The organism is Bacillus sp. UNC41MFS5, from assembly GCF_000686805.1.
Genome location: NZ_KK366018.1, coordinates 602058 through 617445 on the forward strand (window position 1 = coordinate 602058; position 15388 = coordinate 617445).

General features: G+C 39.0%; 12 protein-coding genes. 6 read left to right on the forward strand and 6 right to left on the reverse strand.

Annotated elements, in window-relative coordinates:
• Positions 1–102: 102 nt before the first annotated feature.
• The gene (locus tag BR30_RS0126525) at positions 103–1839 is read right to left on the reverse strand and encodes a thiamine pyrophosphate-requiring protein (RefSeq protein ID WP_051633790.1); all 1737 of its coding nucleotides are present in this window, start codon (positions 1837–1839) and stop codon (positions 103–105) included.
• Positions 1840–1856: 17 nt separating this feature from the next.
• Positions 1857–3932, reverse strand: coding sequence for a (Fe-S)-binding protein (locus BR30_RS34630; RefSeq protein ID WP_035446148.1), 2076 nt, complete (start codon positions 3930–3932; stop codon positions 1857–1859).
• Positions 3933–4221: 289 nt separating this feature from the next.
• Between BR30_RS34630 and BR30_RS0126545 the strand changes: the two genes are divergently transcribed.
• Positions 4222–5100, forward strand: a complete 879-nt coding sequence (locus tag BR30_RS0126545) for a LysR family transcriptional regulator (RefSeq protein WP_026567672.1) — start codon at positions 4222–4224, stop codon at positions 5098–5100.
• A 91-nt stretch (positions 5101–5191) separates the two neighbouring features.
• Here the strand turns inward: BR30_RS0126545 and BR30_RS34635 are convergent, their stop codons facing one another.
• The 3 genes from BR30_RS34635 to BR30_RS0126560 are packed head-to-tail and all read right to left on the reverse strand — an operon-like array spanning position 5192 to position 7282.
• Positions 5192–5977, reverse strand: a complete 786-nt coding sequence (locus tag BR30_RS34635) for an FAD synthetase family protein (RefSeq protein ID WP_051633791.1) — start codon at positions 5975–5977, stop codon at positions 5192–5194.
• A 26-nt stretch (positions 5978–6003) separates the two neighbouring features.
• The gene (locus BR30_RS0126555; RefSeq protein ID WP_026567673.1) at positions 6004–6798 is read right to left on the reverse strand and encodes a 2-keto-4-pentenoate hydratase; all 795 of its coding nucleotides are present in this window, start codon (positions 6796–6798) and stop codon (positions 6004–6006) included.
• A 16-nt stretch (positions 6799–6814) separates the two neighbouring features.
• On the reverse strand, positions 6815–7282 hold the full coding sequence (locus tag BR30_RS0126560; RefSeq protein WP_026567674.1) for a flavin reductase family protein: 468 nt from the start codon (positions 7280–7282) through the stop codon (positions 6815–6817).
• Between the two features lie 457 nt (positions 7283–7739).
• Here BR30_RS0126560 and BR30_RS0126565 point away from each other — a divergent pair, with 457 nt between their 5' ends.
• Positions 7740–9011: an MFS transporter gene (locus BR30_RS0126565; protein WP_081825588.1), complete on the forward strand. Its 1272-nt coding sequence runs from the start codon at positions 7740–7742 to the stop codon at positions 9009–9011.
• A 149-nt stretch (positions 9012–9160) separates the two neighbouring features.
• Here BR30_RS0126565 and BR30_RS0126570 read toward each other — a convergent pair whose 3' ends face one another.
• Positions 9161–10957 (reverse strand): V4R domain-containing protein, encoded by a 1797-nt coding sequence (locus BR30_RS0126570; protein WP_026567676.1) that lies wholly within the window; start codon positions 10955–10957, stop codon positions 9161–9163.
• 177 nt (positions 10958–11134) lie between these two features.
• On the opposite strand from BR30_RS0126570, the gene BR30_RS0126575 reads away from it, so the two are divergent.
• The 4 genes from BR30_RS0126575 to BR30_RS0126590 all read left to right on the forward strand — a co-directional run bounded on the left by BR30_RS0126575 (position 11135) and on the right by BR30_RS0126590 (position 15269).
• The gene (locus BR30_RS0126575) at positions 11135–12031 is read left to right on the forward strand and encodes an alpha/beta fold hydrolase (protein WP_026567677.1); all 897 of its coding nucleotides are present in this window, start codon (positions 11135–11137) and stop codon (positions 12029–12031) included.
• A gap of 32 nt (positions 12032–12063) precedes the next feature.
• Positions 12064–13233, forward strand: coding sequence for an acyl-CoA dehydrogenase family protein (locus tag BR30_RS0126580; RefSeq protein WP_026567678.1), 1170 nt, complete (start codon positions 12064–12066; stop codon positions 13231–13233).
• A gap of 56 nt (positions 13234–13289) precedes the next feature.
• Positions 13290–14258 carry a VOC family protein gene (locus tag BR30_RS0126585; RefSeq protein WP_026567679.1) on the forward strand — a complete coding sequence of 323 codons (969 nt, stop codon included), beginning with the start codon at positions 13290–13292 and terminating at the stop codon, positions 14256–14258.
• Between the two features lie 336 nt (positions 14259–14594).
• Positions 14595–15269: a TDT family transporter gene (locus BR30_RS0126590; RefSeq protein ID WP_026567680.1), complete on the forward strand. Its 675-nt coding sequence runs from the start codon at positions 14595–14597 to the stop codon at positions 15267–15269.
• The last annotated feature ends 119 nt before the right edge of the window (positions 15270–15388 follow it).

A 15388-nucleotide genomic window follows, 5' to 3' on the forward strand; every position in this document is an offset into this window, starting at 1 on the left:
TCCCCCTACTTAAAAAATTTCACAGCTTTCACAGTTTAAAAAACACACTTATTTAACCGTTCATCACCTCCCAATGAAATCAAACTCTCAGAAAAACGTAGATTAATAATCTTTCTGATTCGATATTTTGGCCAGGCGGACATCCACCACAGCTGATTTCCCGTTTTTCACTTCATTCATGGCCTGCTGTAATATTTCAGGTAACTCCCTTGGATCTGTCACCATCCTGGCGTATGCCCCACCTGCCGCTTCAGCTATTTTTGCAAGATCGGCAGATTGATCAAAATTCACCCAGTAACTGTCCGTTTGTTTGGCCATACCTTCCGGATACCGCTTTAATAGATTCAGCTTCGTTGCATTCCAACCTTCATTGTTGTAAATGACGGTTAAGAATGGAGCTTGATATCTGCGTGACATCCAATGAACGGATGACGGAACGCTGAATAAATATGAACCGTCACCGGTTAAGGTCACTACCGTTTTCGTTGGATCTGCAAGCTTCATTCCAATGGCTGCTCCGCCATTCCATCCCAAGGATGTACCGCCGCTTGTAAACATGGTGCCCTCTTTGGAGCGCGGCAAATGTTTGGCTACCGTCATGGTATTCGTAATCGTCTCATCTAATATGATGGTCTCATCGTCCACCACTTTCCTTAAACAAGCCGTTAGCCATTCTGGCGAAATCGTATTTCCATTTACCTGGGCTTCCTGCTTCCAGGCTTCACGTTGCTTAACATGGTGCTTCGCTAAACGGAGATACCGTTCTTGTACTTGCTCCTCATTAATATCGCTCTTGGCTAAAGCGTCATTTAATTGAAGTAAGGAGGCATAAGCATCCGCTCGATAATTTTTCATCGCGGGAATGTGCCATAGTGGGATTTCTTCCTTGATTGGATCTAAATCAATATAGTAGACTTTGCAATCATTCTTTGGCTGAACTTGTGTAGTGACCCAAGGGACATCTGTATCAATGGCGATAATGACGTCCGCTCCAGGTATAAATGGGTTCGGATCGTACCCCAGATGCAGAGAATGGTCCCTCGGGAAATTTACGTAAGTAGGAATTTGCTCCACCACAGGTATCGCTAGTTTTTCGCAAAACTCAACCAATTGCGGGACCGCTTTTGTCATTCTGCCTAAATAGGAAGTAATCACCAGTGGGTTTCGGGCTTCTAATAAAGCCCTTACAATTTCGTCTAGACCCCAGTTAGGGATGGAGGATGGTTCGATTGGCGCCCATTCTCCCCAAGAATCCGGCAGCTTTTCCACATTTTCCTCTAGAACTTCTCTCGCTCCGGTCAAATAAACGGGTCCGGCCGGATCGCTTTGGGCCATCTGCATCGCCCTGTAAATGAGCTGTTTAACGTTCTTTCCCGTTCTGATATCTGATTCCCATTTGACATAGGACCTGAGGATTCCACGCTGATCGTATACATTTTGCAGGTAATTAACATAAGAATTGCGGCTGCCTGGAAGCTCTCCGTCCATGGTGAACGGTGTTTCTCCAGCGAAAATGAACACCGGAACACGAGCCCGGAATGCATTATGAACAGCTCCTCCCAGATTTTGCGTTCCCACATCCGTATGAATAATCACGCCTTGAGCTTGGCCAGACAGCATCGTATACCCTTGAGCTGCGGATAAAGCCACACTCTCATGCGGACAAATGATGGCCTTAGGAAGTTCCTTCCCTTCCACCTTGGCCTTCGCTAAGGCCTCAATCATCGAAGGATGATCACTGCCTAGATTGCAAAATAGGTAGGAAATTCCGACTTCTTGCAGCGCTTCCATCAAAGCGTCCGCAGCAGCGTAACGATCGATTTTGTGTTCATCGTTCATGAATTCGTCTCCTTTTTTTATAATTCAACTGATTTTTCTAAGATTTCAGCAATATCAAGCGTCTGCACCCGTTCTTCAACTTCCTTGGCCTTTGTGCCATCGGAAAGCATCGTTAAACAATAAGGGCAATTGCTGCCGATGACCGTCGGATTCACTTGAAGCGCCATTTCTGTCCGGGCTATATTCACCCTCGCCCCTTCGCGCTCTTCCATCCACATCCTGCCTCCGCCAGCACCGCAGCAGAGTGCATTTTCCCGATTTCGCTCCATTTCGAGCAGCTCCATTCCCGGAATCGCACGCAGGATATCCCTTGGCGAACCATAGATATCATTGTAGCGTCCGATGTAACAAGAATCATGATAGACCACTTTCTCTTCAACCCTCTTAGTTGGCTTGAGTTTGCCTTCCTTCAATAAATCAGCCAGAAGTTGGGTATGGTGGACAACTTCCGCTTCCAGCCCAAATTCCGGGTACTCATTTTTAAAGGTGTTAAATGCATGAGGATCGGTCGTCACAATTTTGCGAACACCGTACGTCTGGAACGTCTCAATATTTTGAGTGCATAAGTCCTGGAATAAGTACTCATTCCCCATCCGGCGTGACGTGTCCCCGGAGTTCTTCTCTTCATTGCCGAGAATCGCAAATTTCACACCGGCTTTGTGCATCAAACGGGCAAAGGATCGGGCAATCCTTTGGCTGCGGATGTCGAACGAGCCCATCGAACCAACCCAGAATAAAACATCGAATTCACTAGTCTCATCAACGGTTTTGATGATATCCTCCATACCTTCCCGCCATTTGATGCGTTGATTGCGGTTCGTGCCCCAAGGATTTCCTTGCCTCTCGATATTATTGAAGTAGCGTGAAGCCTCAGTCGGCATCTCCCCTTGTGTCATGACCAAAAATCTTCGCATATCTATAATTTTATCCACATGCTCATTCATCACCGGACATTGATCTTCACAATTGCGGCATGTCGTACAGGCCCACAATTCTTCTTCCGTGATGACATCCCCAATCAGGTTTGGCATTTCTACAGTAGCCGCCACCTCGGAATTTACATCCATTCTCGCTAGTAGAGCAAATTGATTGGCTTTCGCATCCTTAAAAGCAAAGGCCGGCACCCAAGGTGTACGCGATGTGATTGAAGCTCCCTTTTCCGTCAGGTGGTTTCGCATTTTCAAAATGAGTTCCATTGGTGAAAGGGTCTTACCTGTGCCGGAAGCAGGACACATATTTGTACATCGTCCGCATTCTGCGCAGGCGTACAGATCGATTAGCTGCTGTTGGGTAAAATTCTCGATTTTTCCAACGCCGAATTCCTCAGCCTCTTCATCCTCAAAATCGATCTTCCTCAATTTTCCAACAGGCCCGACTTTCTTGAAAAACAAGTTGAACAACGCGAATAGCTCATGCGCCTGCTTCGACTGCGGGACAAACACCATGAAGGACAACACTGTCAGCAAGTGCACCCACCAAAATACGTAGAAGAATACTGTTCCTGCCGTCGTGCCCATCCCAGAGAACACTGTCGCAACCACTCCGGAAAATGGGGCATAGACGAAATCCGGTTCATGCCCGAGCATCACGGTTTCAAACCCCAGCGTCAGCAGGATGGACACAGTCAACGTGGTTAGAGCAATGATGACCACAGCCGCTTTGACATCTCTCCTGATTTGCAAGCGCTTTAATTTTTCTATATAACGACGGTAAAAAGCATATGCCACACCGCAGAGCATGAGGAAGGTTGTCCACTCCTGCATGAGACTGAAATATTTGTGCGCGGCACCGAAAGGGAATTCGAACCCTATGATAAATCCCTTGATAATGATTTCAATGAGCCCTATTTGGATGATGAAAAAACCATAGAACAAGATAAAATGCATCAAACCGCTTTTCTTGTCTTTAAACAATTTCCTTTGACCAAACCCATTGACTAACACGCTATTCAATCGTTCTTTGAGGTTCAGTTCAAAAGTAGGTTTCTTACCGAGCTTCACAAACAAATACCGACTGTATACGATTTGGAAAAATAAATACAACGCATATCCTGTCACCGCTAGAACAGCTGCAAAATTCAAATATACTAGCACCAATGCACTCCCTTTCCTTACTCTCTCTGATGCTTCCACCAACCGTATTCTTTACACTTAGGATTGAATGGGGCATTGTTTCCTTAACTCATAATTCTTGCATTTGCAACCATGCGCACGGTCTTTTGCTGGAATATCTCCAACCATTGTTGTTAGGAAACACCTTCCGTTTTTGATTATTCGAAAAATTCTATATCTTTACGTTTATAGTAGCATCCGTTATACTATACTTCAAATATCTATTTAGTAGATTTGCTATACGATTAAAATATGGATAGGTGGTTACCAAATGGATATACGCCAACTACGTTACTTTGTGACAGTAGCAAATGAAGGTCAAATTACACGTGCGGCAAAAAAATTGAATATGGCTCAACCACCCTTAAGCCAACAGTTAAAGATAATCGAGGAACAAGTAGGGACCGCTTTGTTTTTCCGGAACAGTAGAAGCGTCGAGTTAACGGAGGCTGGATTGTTACTCTACCAACGTGCGGTTAGTATCCTTCATCAAATCGATGACACTTTAATCGAAGTGAAAGAAACGGGAGATGGATTACGGGGACAGCTCTCGATCGGTACTGCGAAGACATGCGCCGTGACATATTTGCCGGAAAGAATTCAAACTTTCCGCAGTAAATATCCACTCGTTACGTTTCGTGTACTGGACGGCCATCCCTATCAAGTCGTTAAGTTGGTAGAAGAGAGGCTAGTAGAACTAGCAGTAGTTCGTTTTGTTTCAGACCTACATTTAGATTATGGCTCAAGGACTTTACAAATAGAGCCTTATGTATTATTCGTTCCAAGTAAATGGGAGTGGGAATCATCTAGAACATCTATTCTTATGAAAGATCTTGAAGACATTCCACTCGTCATGGTCGTACGAGAAAACAAGTATGGGACATATAGCGCCTTCCATGATACCTGTTTAAAACAAGGGATCAAATTGAACATCGTCAGCGAATGTCATGACGCTGCTATAATATTATCCTTTGTCGCAGCCGGGATGGGAGCGGCTGTTCTGCCAAAATCAACGCTTTCCATTCACCAGTCAAACGATATTAAAATTGTCGAAATTGAGGATTGTCCTCTGTATAATAAAACCTCTCTCATTTGGGACCAAAAGCGCCCTCTATCGAAAGTTGCCCAGCGATTTATGGAGATGTTTTGATAGAACTTTCTATATCTCAAAACCATAGTTTTTGAGATAAAAAAAAAGAGGTAATTTCACCTCTTTTTCTTGTTGTATTTTCTATTATGACTCAATATTGTTCGCTTTCTATTTTTTCCAACCATTTAATCGTCAGGACACTATTAAAACTAGGAGGTTCATATTGTAGAAGAATTTTCTTTTTCGACTTCACTTTTGCGATTGCCTCTGAGATAGTATCATCTTTTTCGATTAATATTTTATACTCCCCTATATTTGGGAGTGAATAATTTGGTAAAATGCCATTTTTACAGCAATACTTTGTTTTATAGTAGTCTCCTAGTAAACTTGGAATTTCTTGCAATCGACATTCACTTAAATATTTTCGAATAAGTGTCGAACTAATTTTTTGCCCATGCCACTTTAGCTCATCAACAATGGTTACACCAATATGCGATGGCACATGGTGTTGAATTGTTTCGGCATTACCACTGGCTTTTGCACCATATGTATAGTCAAAGCCGCAAATGATTTCCTTTGCGCCCAGCCCAATAACATACTTCTGCATAAATGCGGCCGCTTCAACTTTTGCTAATTTCTTTGTAAATTCAACGACATAAAATACATCGACACCTAATTGTTCAAGCTTTTCAATTTTTTGCTCGATTGGCTCTAAATAATTCACCTCAAAGCCTGGAATTAGGACACTTTTCGGATGTGGAAAAAAGGAAAGGACCGCCAATGAAAGCTGATATTTCATTGCTTTCCGCTTTGCAGTCTCCACAACTTTTTGATGTCCAAGATGAACTCCATCAAAGTACCCTAAAGCCATCGAAACATCTCTTGCTTCTTCCTGTAAATCGCGTAAATTAACTTCATTCACATAAATCACTTCCATCTGCGATTCCTCCCTTCTTTATCCTCTTACTTCTTCACCACTTCCTCCGTAAAGGTAACGATTACTTTCCCAAGCACACCAAAATCCGCCTCAAAAGCATCGCCAGCTTTAAACTCAACTGCTTTCGATAAAGCACCAGATAATACAAACATACCTGGTTCAATTGTAACCCCATAATGGCTTACTTCATTCGCAAGCCAAACTACGGCATTTAATGGGTTCCCTAATACAGCTGCACTCGTAGCTCGATCTAACAGCTCACTGTTTTTATACAAGGTCATCTCTATATTCGTAATATCTTCAATGTCAGTTAATTGAGTACGTTTTTCACCTAAAATAGCACCGGCTGACGAGCCATTATCAGCAACGGTATCTGCATATTGAATTTTCCAGTTTTCAATGCGGCTATCAATAATTTCAACTGCAGGCACAACATATGCGGTTGAATTGATAACATCTTGTACAGTTACATTTGGCCCCTTTAATTGTTTATCAAGCACAAAGGCAATTTCAAATTCTACCTTAGGCTGAATAAACGATTCCAACGAAATCCCTTGTTGTTCCTTATAGATCATTTCATCTAAAATAAAGCCGTAATCTGGTTTATACACTTTTAACATTTCTTGCATGGCTTTACTTGTTAAACCGATTTTGAGTCCCTTTACTGTTGCCCCTGCTTCAACTCTTTTTCGAATTTGATAAAGCTGAATACCGTAAGCAACTGAATCAGAAATGTTTTCCGTTATCGATGTGAATGGTAAAATTGTTTGTTTTGAGCGTTCTGCTTCAAGCAATAGCTCGCCTGCTAACTGAATATTCATAGGTCCTCTCCTTTGATTAAACGATGGCTAATTCTGCTAATTGTCGATATTTCCCACCAAAAAATAGGAGTGGGTTTTTATCTTCTAAATGTAAATCTATTATTTTGCCAATAAATAATGTGTGATCACCTTCTACATGTTCTGATACAACTTCACATGCTATTTGTGCAATCGTATCTTTTAATACAGGTAGGCCTCTTAATTGAGCAAATTGCACATCCTCACCCAGTTGGCCCGCGAAATGACGCGAATAATGTTCTTGATCTTCACTTAAAATATTGACCGAGAATTTTTTCGATTGTTTTACTTTCTCTAAAAATTTCGCTTTATGACCAATGGAAATGACGACTAACTTCGGGTCAAGAGATACAGACATGAAGCCATTTGCAGTCATACCATGTGGCACTCCATCATTTTCTGTTAATAACACCGTTATACCTGTAGCAAATTTCCCCATTGCATCTCGAAATAAACGATCATCCATTCTAATTCCTCCTTATCGTTAGTGGATGTTACCATCATAAAATAATCAAAAAAACATTATAATTGCTACTTTTATTGAAAATCCGGAGAAAAACAATAAAAATCAATGACAAGTGTTATTTATCAATATATACTCATGCAATGTTTGTCTTCTTTTCTATCATTTTGAATATGAATATTTTCTAGCTATAATGTATCCGGGTAATGATCAATTTGAAAATTTATAGTTGTAAAACTATTTACAATCTTATAGAATGTGTCTCATCGGAATATTCCGAAAAATCACTTGATATTTTGTTATTTTTCTTAACAACTGACAAGATGTCTAAAAACTTAAATCAAGTTCACATAAGAGAGAGCGTTTCGATTTGAATTAATTGTAAGCGCTAGCATAAATTTCTTATTTGATTGGGGGGTGGTAGAGGTCTAGAAACTAATCTAATCTTAGGGGGGATGTTATGATGAAGTGGACAGTATTAGCAATGCTTTTCTTATTGTCTATTATGAATTACACGGATAAATCAGTGCTTGGCTTTGCTGCAGAACCGATTATGAATGAGCTGAATATGAATTATGAACAATTCGGTTTGGTCGGTAGTAGTTTCTTTGCGGCTTATGCGATAGGTAGTATTCTACTTGGTACTTTAACTTATCGCTTCAATACAAAGCATTTACTGATACTGATTGCTTTAGGTTGGACGGTTTCTCTATCTAGTGCCTATTTCATTGATAGCTTAGCTGGATTAATCATCATTCGTGTTACTTTAGGTTTCTTCGAAGGTGGTACATATGGATTATGTGTGGCCCATGTTGCAAAATGGTTTACAAGTGAAACGCGTGGATCTGCTTATGCGATTATGACGTCTGGGACAACCGTCGGGACGTATTTAGCTGCACCGATTATAGTATTTTTAATTGGCTCAGTGGGGTGGCAACATACATTTGCAACATTGGGTATAGTCAGTCTAATTTGGGCAGTTGCCTTCCTCTTCATGAAAAGTCAACCGAAAGAGCCGATTCAAGAAACGATTGTAGTGCTTCCCTCTACACAAGAAGCTCAATTCAAAGATATTATTAAAGTTATGTTGAATCCTTACGTACTTTCAGTAATGGTCGTAGGATTTGTATCGATGTGGGCCAATACGTGGGTCATTACATGGGCGCCAACATATTTAACAAAAATTGTTGGACTTGACACACAAGTAATGAGTATCGTGTTTGCCGGCATGGGGATTGCAGGGACAATTTTTGCCATCTTCGTAGGAAAATTTACGGACATTTTATTCCGCAAAAACAAAAGCCTTATTAAATCATACGATAAAGTGTTAACAACGGTATTGATTATAGGTGCTATTGCTTATGGTGTGACAACGATCGTTGAATCGCCAATTTTAGCAGTTATTTTCCTTGCGATTGGCTTAATTATGAATACATGTCTACTTCCACTTGGTACGACGGTTAAAACATTAATCGTTCCGAAGAACTTAATCGGTAGTGTTTCAGGAATTTCACTGTCCATTTCGAGTATGGCAGGAATTATCGGACCATATATCACAGGTTATTTAATTATGTTAGGAGGAGACGATATTCGCTCTGGTTTCAACTCAGGCGTATTGATCGTTGTTGCGTTATATGTCATCAGTGCGATTTTCTTGCTAATGACGCTCAAACGCAAATCTGATTTCACGAAAAAAGTGGAAGCTATTACAGCACCTGTGGTTATTGAATAAATATAAATAAAAACTCATCGAAGATGGCCATGTCCATTTCCGATGAGTTTTTTTATTGCTTATGACAACGTTTATAAATTATGAATACTCGGCTCTTTATTGATCAGACATTTAAGTTGATTAAGTCAAATTATCAGCTACTACTTGTCTTAATCAAATTGTAATTCCCCTGACAAAATAAGTGCCTGTATAACTAATAATATATAGGCGGTCGTAGAAGCATTTTTAACTGTGACCTGCAACATCTCTTCAATTTGTTTAATTCGATATTGTATTCCACCGATTGATAATGTTAGCTCTTCCATTGTTTCTTTTAAGCGCTGTCCATTTAATAAATACACATAAAGTGTATGCAGCAATTCTCTTTTTCGTGGATCATGGAAATTATACAAGTCTTTTAATGTTTTTTTCGCCATTTCATACAATTGCTCTAAACTCATATTCGTGACGATATCCCCTAACATACCTAAATCTTCATAGTCTGTCATAAGCTTTTTATTTGGGAATCGTTGAGCAACCCTTGCCTCTTTTATGGATCTTTCGAAATCTTTAAATTCTGTAAAGGCTCCACTCATACCTAAAACATAATTATAGTTGACATTTTGCTTTGCTATCTCCTGAAAAATCTTATTGAATTTTTTCATGAAAGCTTGTTTATCCTTAAATTGTGCGTTTAATAAGACAATTTCTTCCCCAACGACAGCAAAAATACTAGGTAGCTCCCATTTTTTAAACAATCTTGACATTTGAATAAGTTGATCATGTAAATCAATGATTTCATTATTCGACTTTAGTTTTTGAATATGGATAACAGCTGTAGAAAAGGGAGGCTCAAATTTAAACGGCAAAAACTTGAAATATGATTCAATGTCTTTAATGTTTTGATTATGAATTAACCGGTCTAAAATGGAACTTCTCATTCGTTGCTGTTCCTCAAATTGCGCCTCCTCGTATAAAATGCACAATGCCATCACATTCGATATTCTTTCTAAAAATAAATAATCATTATCCTCTATTTTCTGAGGTGAGAAGTAGAAAAATGAGCATGTTGCATAATTTTTTTTATTAATTAATACAGGTGTTACTAATTTAAAATGGGAACGACCTGCATAGTACGATACATCATGCTTCTTTTCGAGATAGTTTAAATTCTTTTGTTCTTTTTTTATGCTTTCTAATTGCTGCTCAGTTAGTCCAATTTGACTTAACTGATGACCATGTATATCTTCTATCAGCATCGGGATATGGAGTAGTTCGTAAGCAGTTTGAAGTATTTCATCCATCGATTGTTTTTCGGTCACGTTTTGTGTGAGTTGACTATGGAAGGTCGATATTTTTTCAAGCATATGTTTATGATGCAGCAACGCATCATACGTCATTTCTAATTCCGACAAAATATTATCACTTTGATACAAATTAATTAACTCCTGCTGGTCTGGTAACCAATCTTTTTCAAGACGAATTTCAAATTCGCAGCAAGGATCCCCCTTCGCAACACATTGCGTTTCTATAGCAATAATCGATTCCCCAAATTCATAGGATAACGCGCCACTGGCAAATCCACATAATGTGTGACAAACACATTCTGTCGCAAGACCATAATTTTGATCATGTAGCTCCGCTTCGAACGACTCAACCCATTTCCCCCATGTGTCGATACATTCAATTGTACCATCTGGATGTTTCACAATTTCCCCCATGAATACCACATCTTTTACGTGCCCCAGTCTGGCATGCCCTTCACCAATTGTTTTATTTTTCCTAGTTTTATTTTGGAGATAGTTCTTCGCTGCTTCCATGCCAAATTCTTTTCCGAATCGAAACAGAAAACCCTTTGTTTTATACGACCCGATGTTATTAACCAAATTATTTTTTAGTGTCAGAAAGGCGTTCGCCGACATTAAGATATTTTTGGCCTCTCCTGTATCAAACGAAATATTACTCATGAACAATCCCCCGGTTTCGATTTCTGATACTAATATTAATCAATAGAATACGAATTTTCAATAAATTTTATAGATTCATAATATTATTTCAATAAAAACTACTATGATATTTAAAAATTCAAACAGTTATACTGAACTCAGAAAAGCTAATACAAACAAACCAAGGAGGTTAAACATATGACAATTTTTGATGGTTTTCATAATAGCTGGGTGTTAGCAAATGGAGTTCGTACACATTATTCATGGGCAGGCACAGAAGGCCCGGCAGTCATCTTATTACATGGTGCAGGTCCAGGTGCTGGTGGAGCAGCTGGTTGGCGCTTTATGTTACCCGCTTTAGCAGAAGCGGGATATCGTGCATTTGCACCTGACCAATTATCAATGGGCTTAACTGATACACGCCCTCATGCATGGCCAGTTAATGGGCACCAAAGTTTAGTGGATCATGTACATGATTTTATAGAAGCATTATGCCTAGACCAAGTGTACTTAGTCGGTAATTCACAAGGTGCTTATGTAGCAGCTAAATATGCGATTGACCATCCAGAAAAGGTGGAAAAAGTTGTTTATATCGGTAGTAACACGATATATCAAGCAATGCAGGAAATACCAGAAAGAAAATTAAGATCATTTTTAGAAGTTATCGGCTACGATTTCACAGAAAAATCGCTTCGTAAATTTATGAATCGAAATTCAGTTGGAGATACAATAGTGCCAGAAGAATTAATTCAATTACGTCATCATGCTGCAAATCGGCCAGGTGTAAGAGAAGCAAACAAAGCATTCGATGATTATTTAGCAAAAATGAATTCGAACACAAAATTATGGGATCGATTCTGTATTAAAGATTCCCTACCAAAATTAAAAGTTCCTGGCAAATTTATTTGGGGAAAACATGATGCTGTGGCGTCAATCGAAATCGCTTACAAACTGGAAAAATTACTACCAAACATCAAGTTTGAGTACATTGACAACTGCGGGCATCAATGTCAAACAGATCAGCCTGAACTGGTTAATCAGCTTGTCATTGACTTTTTAGCACTTAAGAATGAAGAAGCTGTAACCGTTAAATAATCATTTAAATCCATGTTGAAAGGGCTGATTTTATGGTATTACTTGTTGAAAATAAATTGCTTTTTGAAGAAATGATCGAAAAGGCGAAAAAAATTGGTGTAGCCGCAGAGCTTGAAGCGTTACAAGCCGATCAAAATGCCACAATATCTGAAAATATTGCAAATATTATTCGGAATGAAAATATTCATCGTTTAATTCTTCCGAAAGAATATGGTTACCCACAACTTGATTGGCGTACATTTATTGATATGGTCAGCACAGTTGGCTATTACAATTTATCGGCAGCGTGGCTCACATACTTCTTTTCAGTGCACAATGCATGGGTGTCATATTTACCAAAGCCGTTACGTGACGAAATCGTTAACCAAGGCGGCTTTGTAGCCGATGTATTTGCACCTATAGGGCAAGTAGAAGAGTGCGAAGGCGGCTACTATGTTTCAGGTAGATACAACTTTGTAAGCGGTATCAATTATAGTGATTGGGTTGGCGTTGGAGCGATGATGAAATTTGACGATTCTGATAAGCCTGAACGAGTGGGTATTTGCTTAAAGGTGTCTGATTTAGAAGTCGTGAAAAACTGGGATTCTCTTGGATTACGTGGCTCAGGTAGTAATACACTGGTTGTTGATAAAGTTTTTGTAAAACCTGAATCGATTCTTCGTTTTAATAAAATTATCGAGTGCAGTCAACCGCCAGAAAAGGATTTCGATCAAGATTATTTGTATTACAACACACCCTTCTACCCTGGCTTCTATGTTGGGTTTGCTGCAATGGCGGTAGGTGGCGCTGAACGTGTATTAAATGAGTTTGAAAAACATACAGCAGGTCGAATTCGCTTCTCAGGTGTCGTTGAAAAAGAATCTCCTACAAGCCAACGTGTACTTGCAGAATTAAGTATAGAAATGGAATCAGCTAAAGCTTTATTAAACCAATACATTGTCATGATGGAACAAGATAAAGGTGGCTCTTATGAAGGTGCAAGATACAAAGCAATTCGAGCTACGATAATCGATAAGTGCGTCAATATTGGTGTTAAAAGTTTATTAACACTTGGCGGACATGCCTTATTGAAAGGTCATCCGGTTGAATTGTTTGCACGTGACTTAATTGCGATTGCTACTCATATTACATCTTTATACGAAGATGGTATTCACGGTTATGGCAGACATTTATTTGGTTTCAAAACAGGTATCCAAGGATAATAGGTTGCCAGTTTTACATCCTTCTGGTTCACAATCTTTAAATTGAGGTGAAAATTATGGAAAAATTCATTTATGCTCCAGAAATTGCAAAATTAGGTCACGTTGCATTAGTAACAGAGGACTTAGAAAAATCACTATGGTTCTTTAAAGAAGTAATCGGTTTAGAAGAAACACGTGCAGTTAATGGTACGCACTATTTGCGTGCATGGGGTGACTTTGAGCACCATTCCCTTTCAATCAAAGCTGGAGAAAAGTCTTACATCGACCATATCGGATGGAAAGCAAAACGCCGTGAGGATGTTGAAACCTTTGCACTTCTTTTAGGAGATGCTGGCACAGATGTACGCTGGATTAAAGATGGTGAAGAAGTAGGTCAAGGAGAAGCAATTCGATTTGAATTACCAAGTGGGCACCGCTTTGAAATTTATTACGATATGGAAAAACCAGCAGCTGAGGAAGGTCGTAAATCAGTGCTGAAAAATCAAGTATATAAATCCTGGGCAAAAGGTGTTTCACCACGACGCATCGATCATGTTAATTTGCAAACATCAATGGATAATAAACTAATAGTAAGCTATTTAACAGAAACATTAGGCTTCAAGCTTCGCGAATACTTCGTTAATCCAGATGATGAGCAAGTAGCTAGCTGGATGAGTGTTACAAACTTAGTACACGATGTTGCGATGATGACGACGAAAAATTCAATTAGGCCGAATGAAATGCACCATATCGCGTACTGGTTAGATAACTCTCAAGATCTTTTACGTGCAGCTGACATATTATGTGAAAATGAAGTTGGCTTTGTTGGACCTGGTAAACATGGAATTTCACAAGCGATGTACATTTATGTAAAAGATCCAGGTAGCGGCCTTCGTGTTGAAATCTTCACAAATAGTTACTTAATCTTCGAGCCTGATTGGGAGCCTATAAAATGGAGTTACGATGAATATCTTAAACACGGATCTACTTATTGGGGCGATCGTCGTCGCGATGACGTATATCGAGAACAACCAATAAAAGCATAACTTAGTTTTCTACCACTACCAGACAAGTAAAATAATATAGAAGAACGATACATCCCAAATTCTCAATTTTATTATGATAATTTGGGATTTTTTATATGACGCTACCCCTTTGCTGGTACGTTCCAGTTTTGATTTGCTACAGTAATAACATTTAACTATTCAACCAATATAAAATCTGAACAAATGGGCAGACCTCCATTTTGATTGATGGTATACTTGTTAGATACTACTACAGTAATGGTGATAAACGTGGTTTATTTATTGATATTAATGTTCCTTATAGTATGTATTATTTTATTTTTCTCATGTAAAAAAATATATATTAGAACTTCAACCATGGCCATGGTTATGGCAATTGGGATTGTTACGCAAGGTGTTCTATTAAACTATTTTGGAATCCATTTCTTCCAACACATTTTCGGAAAAATCCTCAGTATTCTTAACTTATCCCTATGGTTTGCTTTCATATTATCTTTTTTCATCACAAGCTTGGATGGAAAATTTAAAGACATGCATTATTCCAATCGGATCAATCGTTTTGGGATTGGCACATGGGTTGCTGGTACATCCATCAGCGGCATCTTATTTTATAAACAATTTATCCAATGGGGATTTATTTCGGTCATTATTGCTTTTATTAATATCGTCCTGTGGATTATTTATGTTGGGGTCAGTGTAAAAACTTTTATAGAAATTTTCCGGACAAAATCATATCGGAATGTTCATGGAATTCTTCTGCTTACTACTGTTAGCACACAATCGATCGTCCTTTTACTTAACACTGTTTTCAAAGAATTTCCGGAAATCTTTATCCTATCCTTACTAATTATAGGATTTTGTTTTTATCTGGTTTGTGTTTTCTTAATTTTAATTAGATACATTAAAAATTCTTGGTCAATTGAAATGGATTGGAACAATACGAATTGCATCTTACATGGGGCTTTATCTATTTCCGGGATAGCCTGTTTAGTCACAGGCATCATTAGTATCGATACCATAAGATGGATATGAAGAGCTGCCCTTCTTATTTTCATTACGGTTGAGTCTATTGAAATTTACAGGTTTTATTAACGGTTTAAACACTTTGGCTTTAAAAAAGCGATCTTTATTTATGATGTTACGCAGTGGAG

Excerpts from the sequence above, each read along its gene's own strand:
- BR30_RS0126580 (WP_026567678.1), top strand. The coding sequence starts at position 12,064 with ATGGTATTACTTGTTGAAAATAAATTGCTTTTTGAAGAAATGATCGAA.
- BR30_RS0126565 (WP_081825588.1), top strand. The coding sequence starts at position 7,740 with ATGATGAAGTGGACAGTATTAGCAATGCTTTTCTTATTGTCTATTATG.
- BR30_RS0126570 (WP_026567676.1), bottom strand. The coding sequence starts at position 10,957 with ATGAGTAATATTTCGTTTGATACAGGAGAGGCCAAAAATATCTTAATG.
- BR30_RS0126545 (WP_026567672.1), top strand. The coding sequence starts at position 4,222 with ATGGATATACGCCAACTACGTTACTTTGTGACAGTAGCAAATGAAGGT.
- BR30_RS0126590 (WP_026567680.1), top strand. The coding sequence starts at position 14,595 with ATGGCCATGGTTATGGCAATTGGGATTGTTACGCAAGGTGTTCTATTA.
- BR30_RS0126525 (WP_051633790.1), bottom strand. The coding sequence starts at position 1,839 with ATGAACGATGAACACAAAATCGATCGTTACGCTGCTGCGGACGCTTTG.
- BR30_RS0126585 (WP_026567679.1), top strand. The coding sequence starts at position 13,290 with ATGGAAAAATTCATTTATGCTCCAGAAATTGCAAAATTAGGTCACGTT.
- BR30_RS34635 (WP_051633791.1), bottom strand. The coding sequence starts at position 5,977 with ATGGAAGTGATTTATGTGAATGAAGTTAATTTACGCGATTTACAGGAA.
- BR30_RS0126555 (WP_026567673.1), bottom strand. The coding sequence starts at position 6,798 with ATGAATATTCAGTTAGCAGGCGAGCTATTGCTTGAAGCAGAACGCTCA.
- BR30_RS0126575 (WP_026567677.1), top strand. The coding sequence starts at position 11,135 with ATGACAATTTTTGATGGTTTTCATAATAGCTGGGTGTTAGCAAATGGA.
- BR30_RS0126560 (WP_026567674.1), bottom strand. The coding sequence starts at position 7,282 with ATGGATGATCGTTTATTTCGAGATGCAATGGGGAAATTTGCTACAGGT.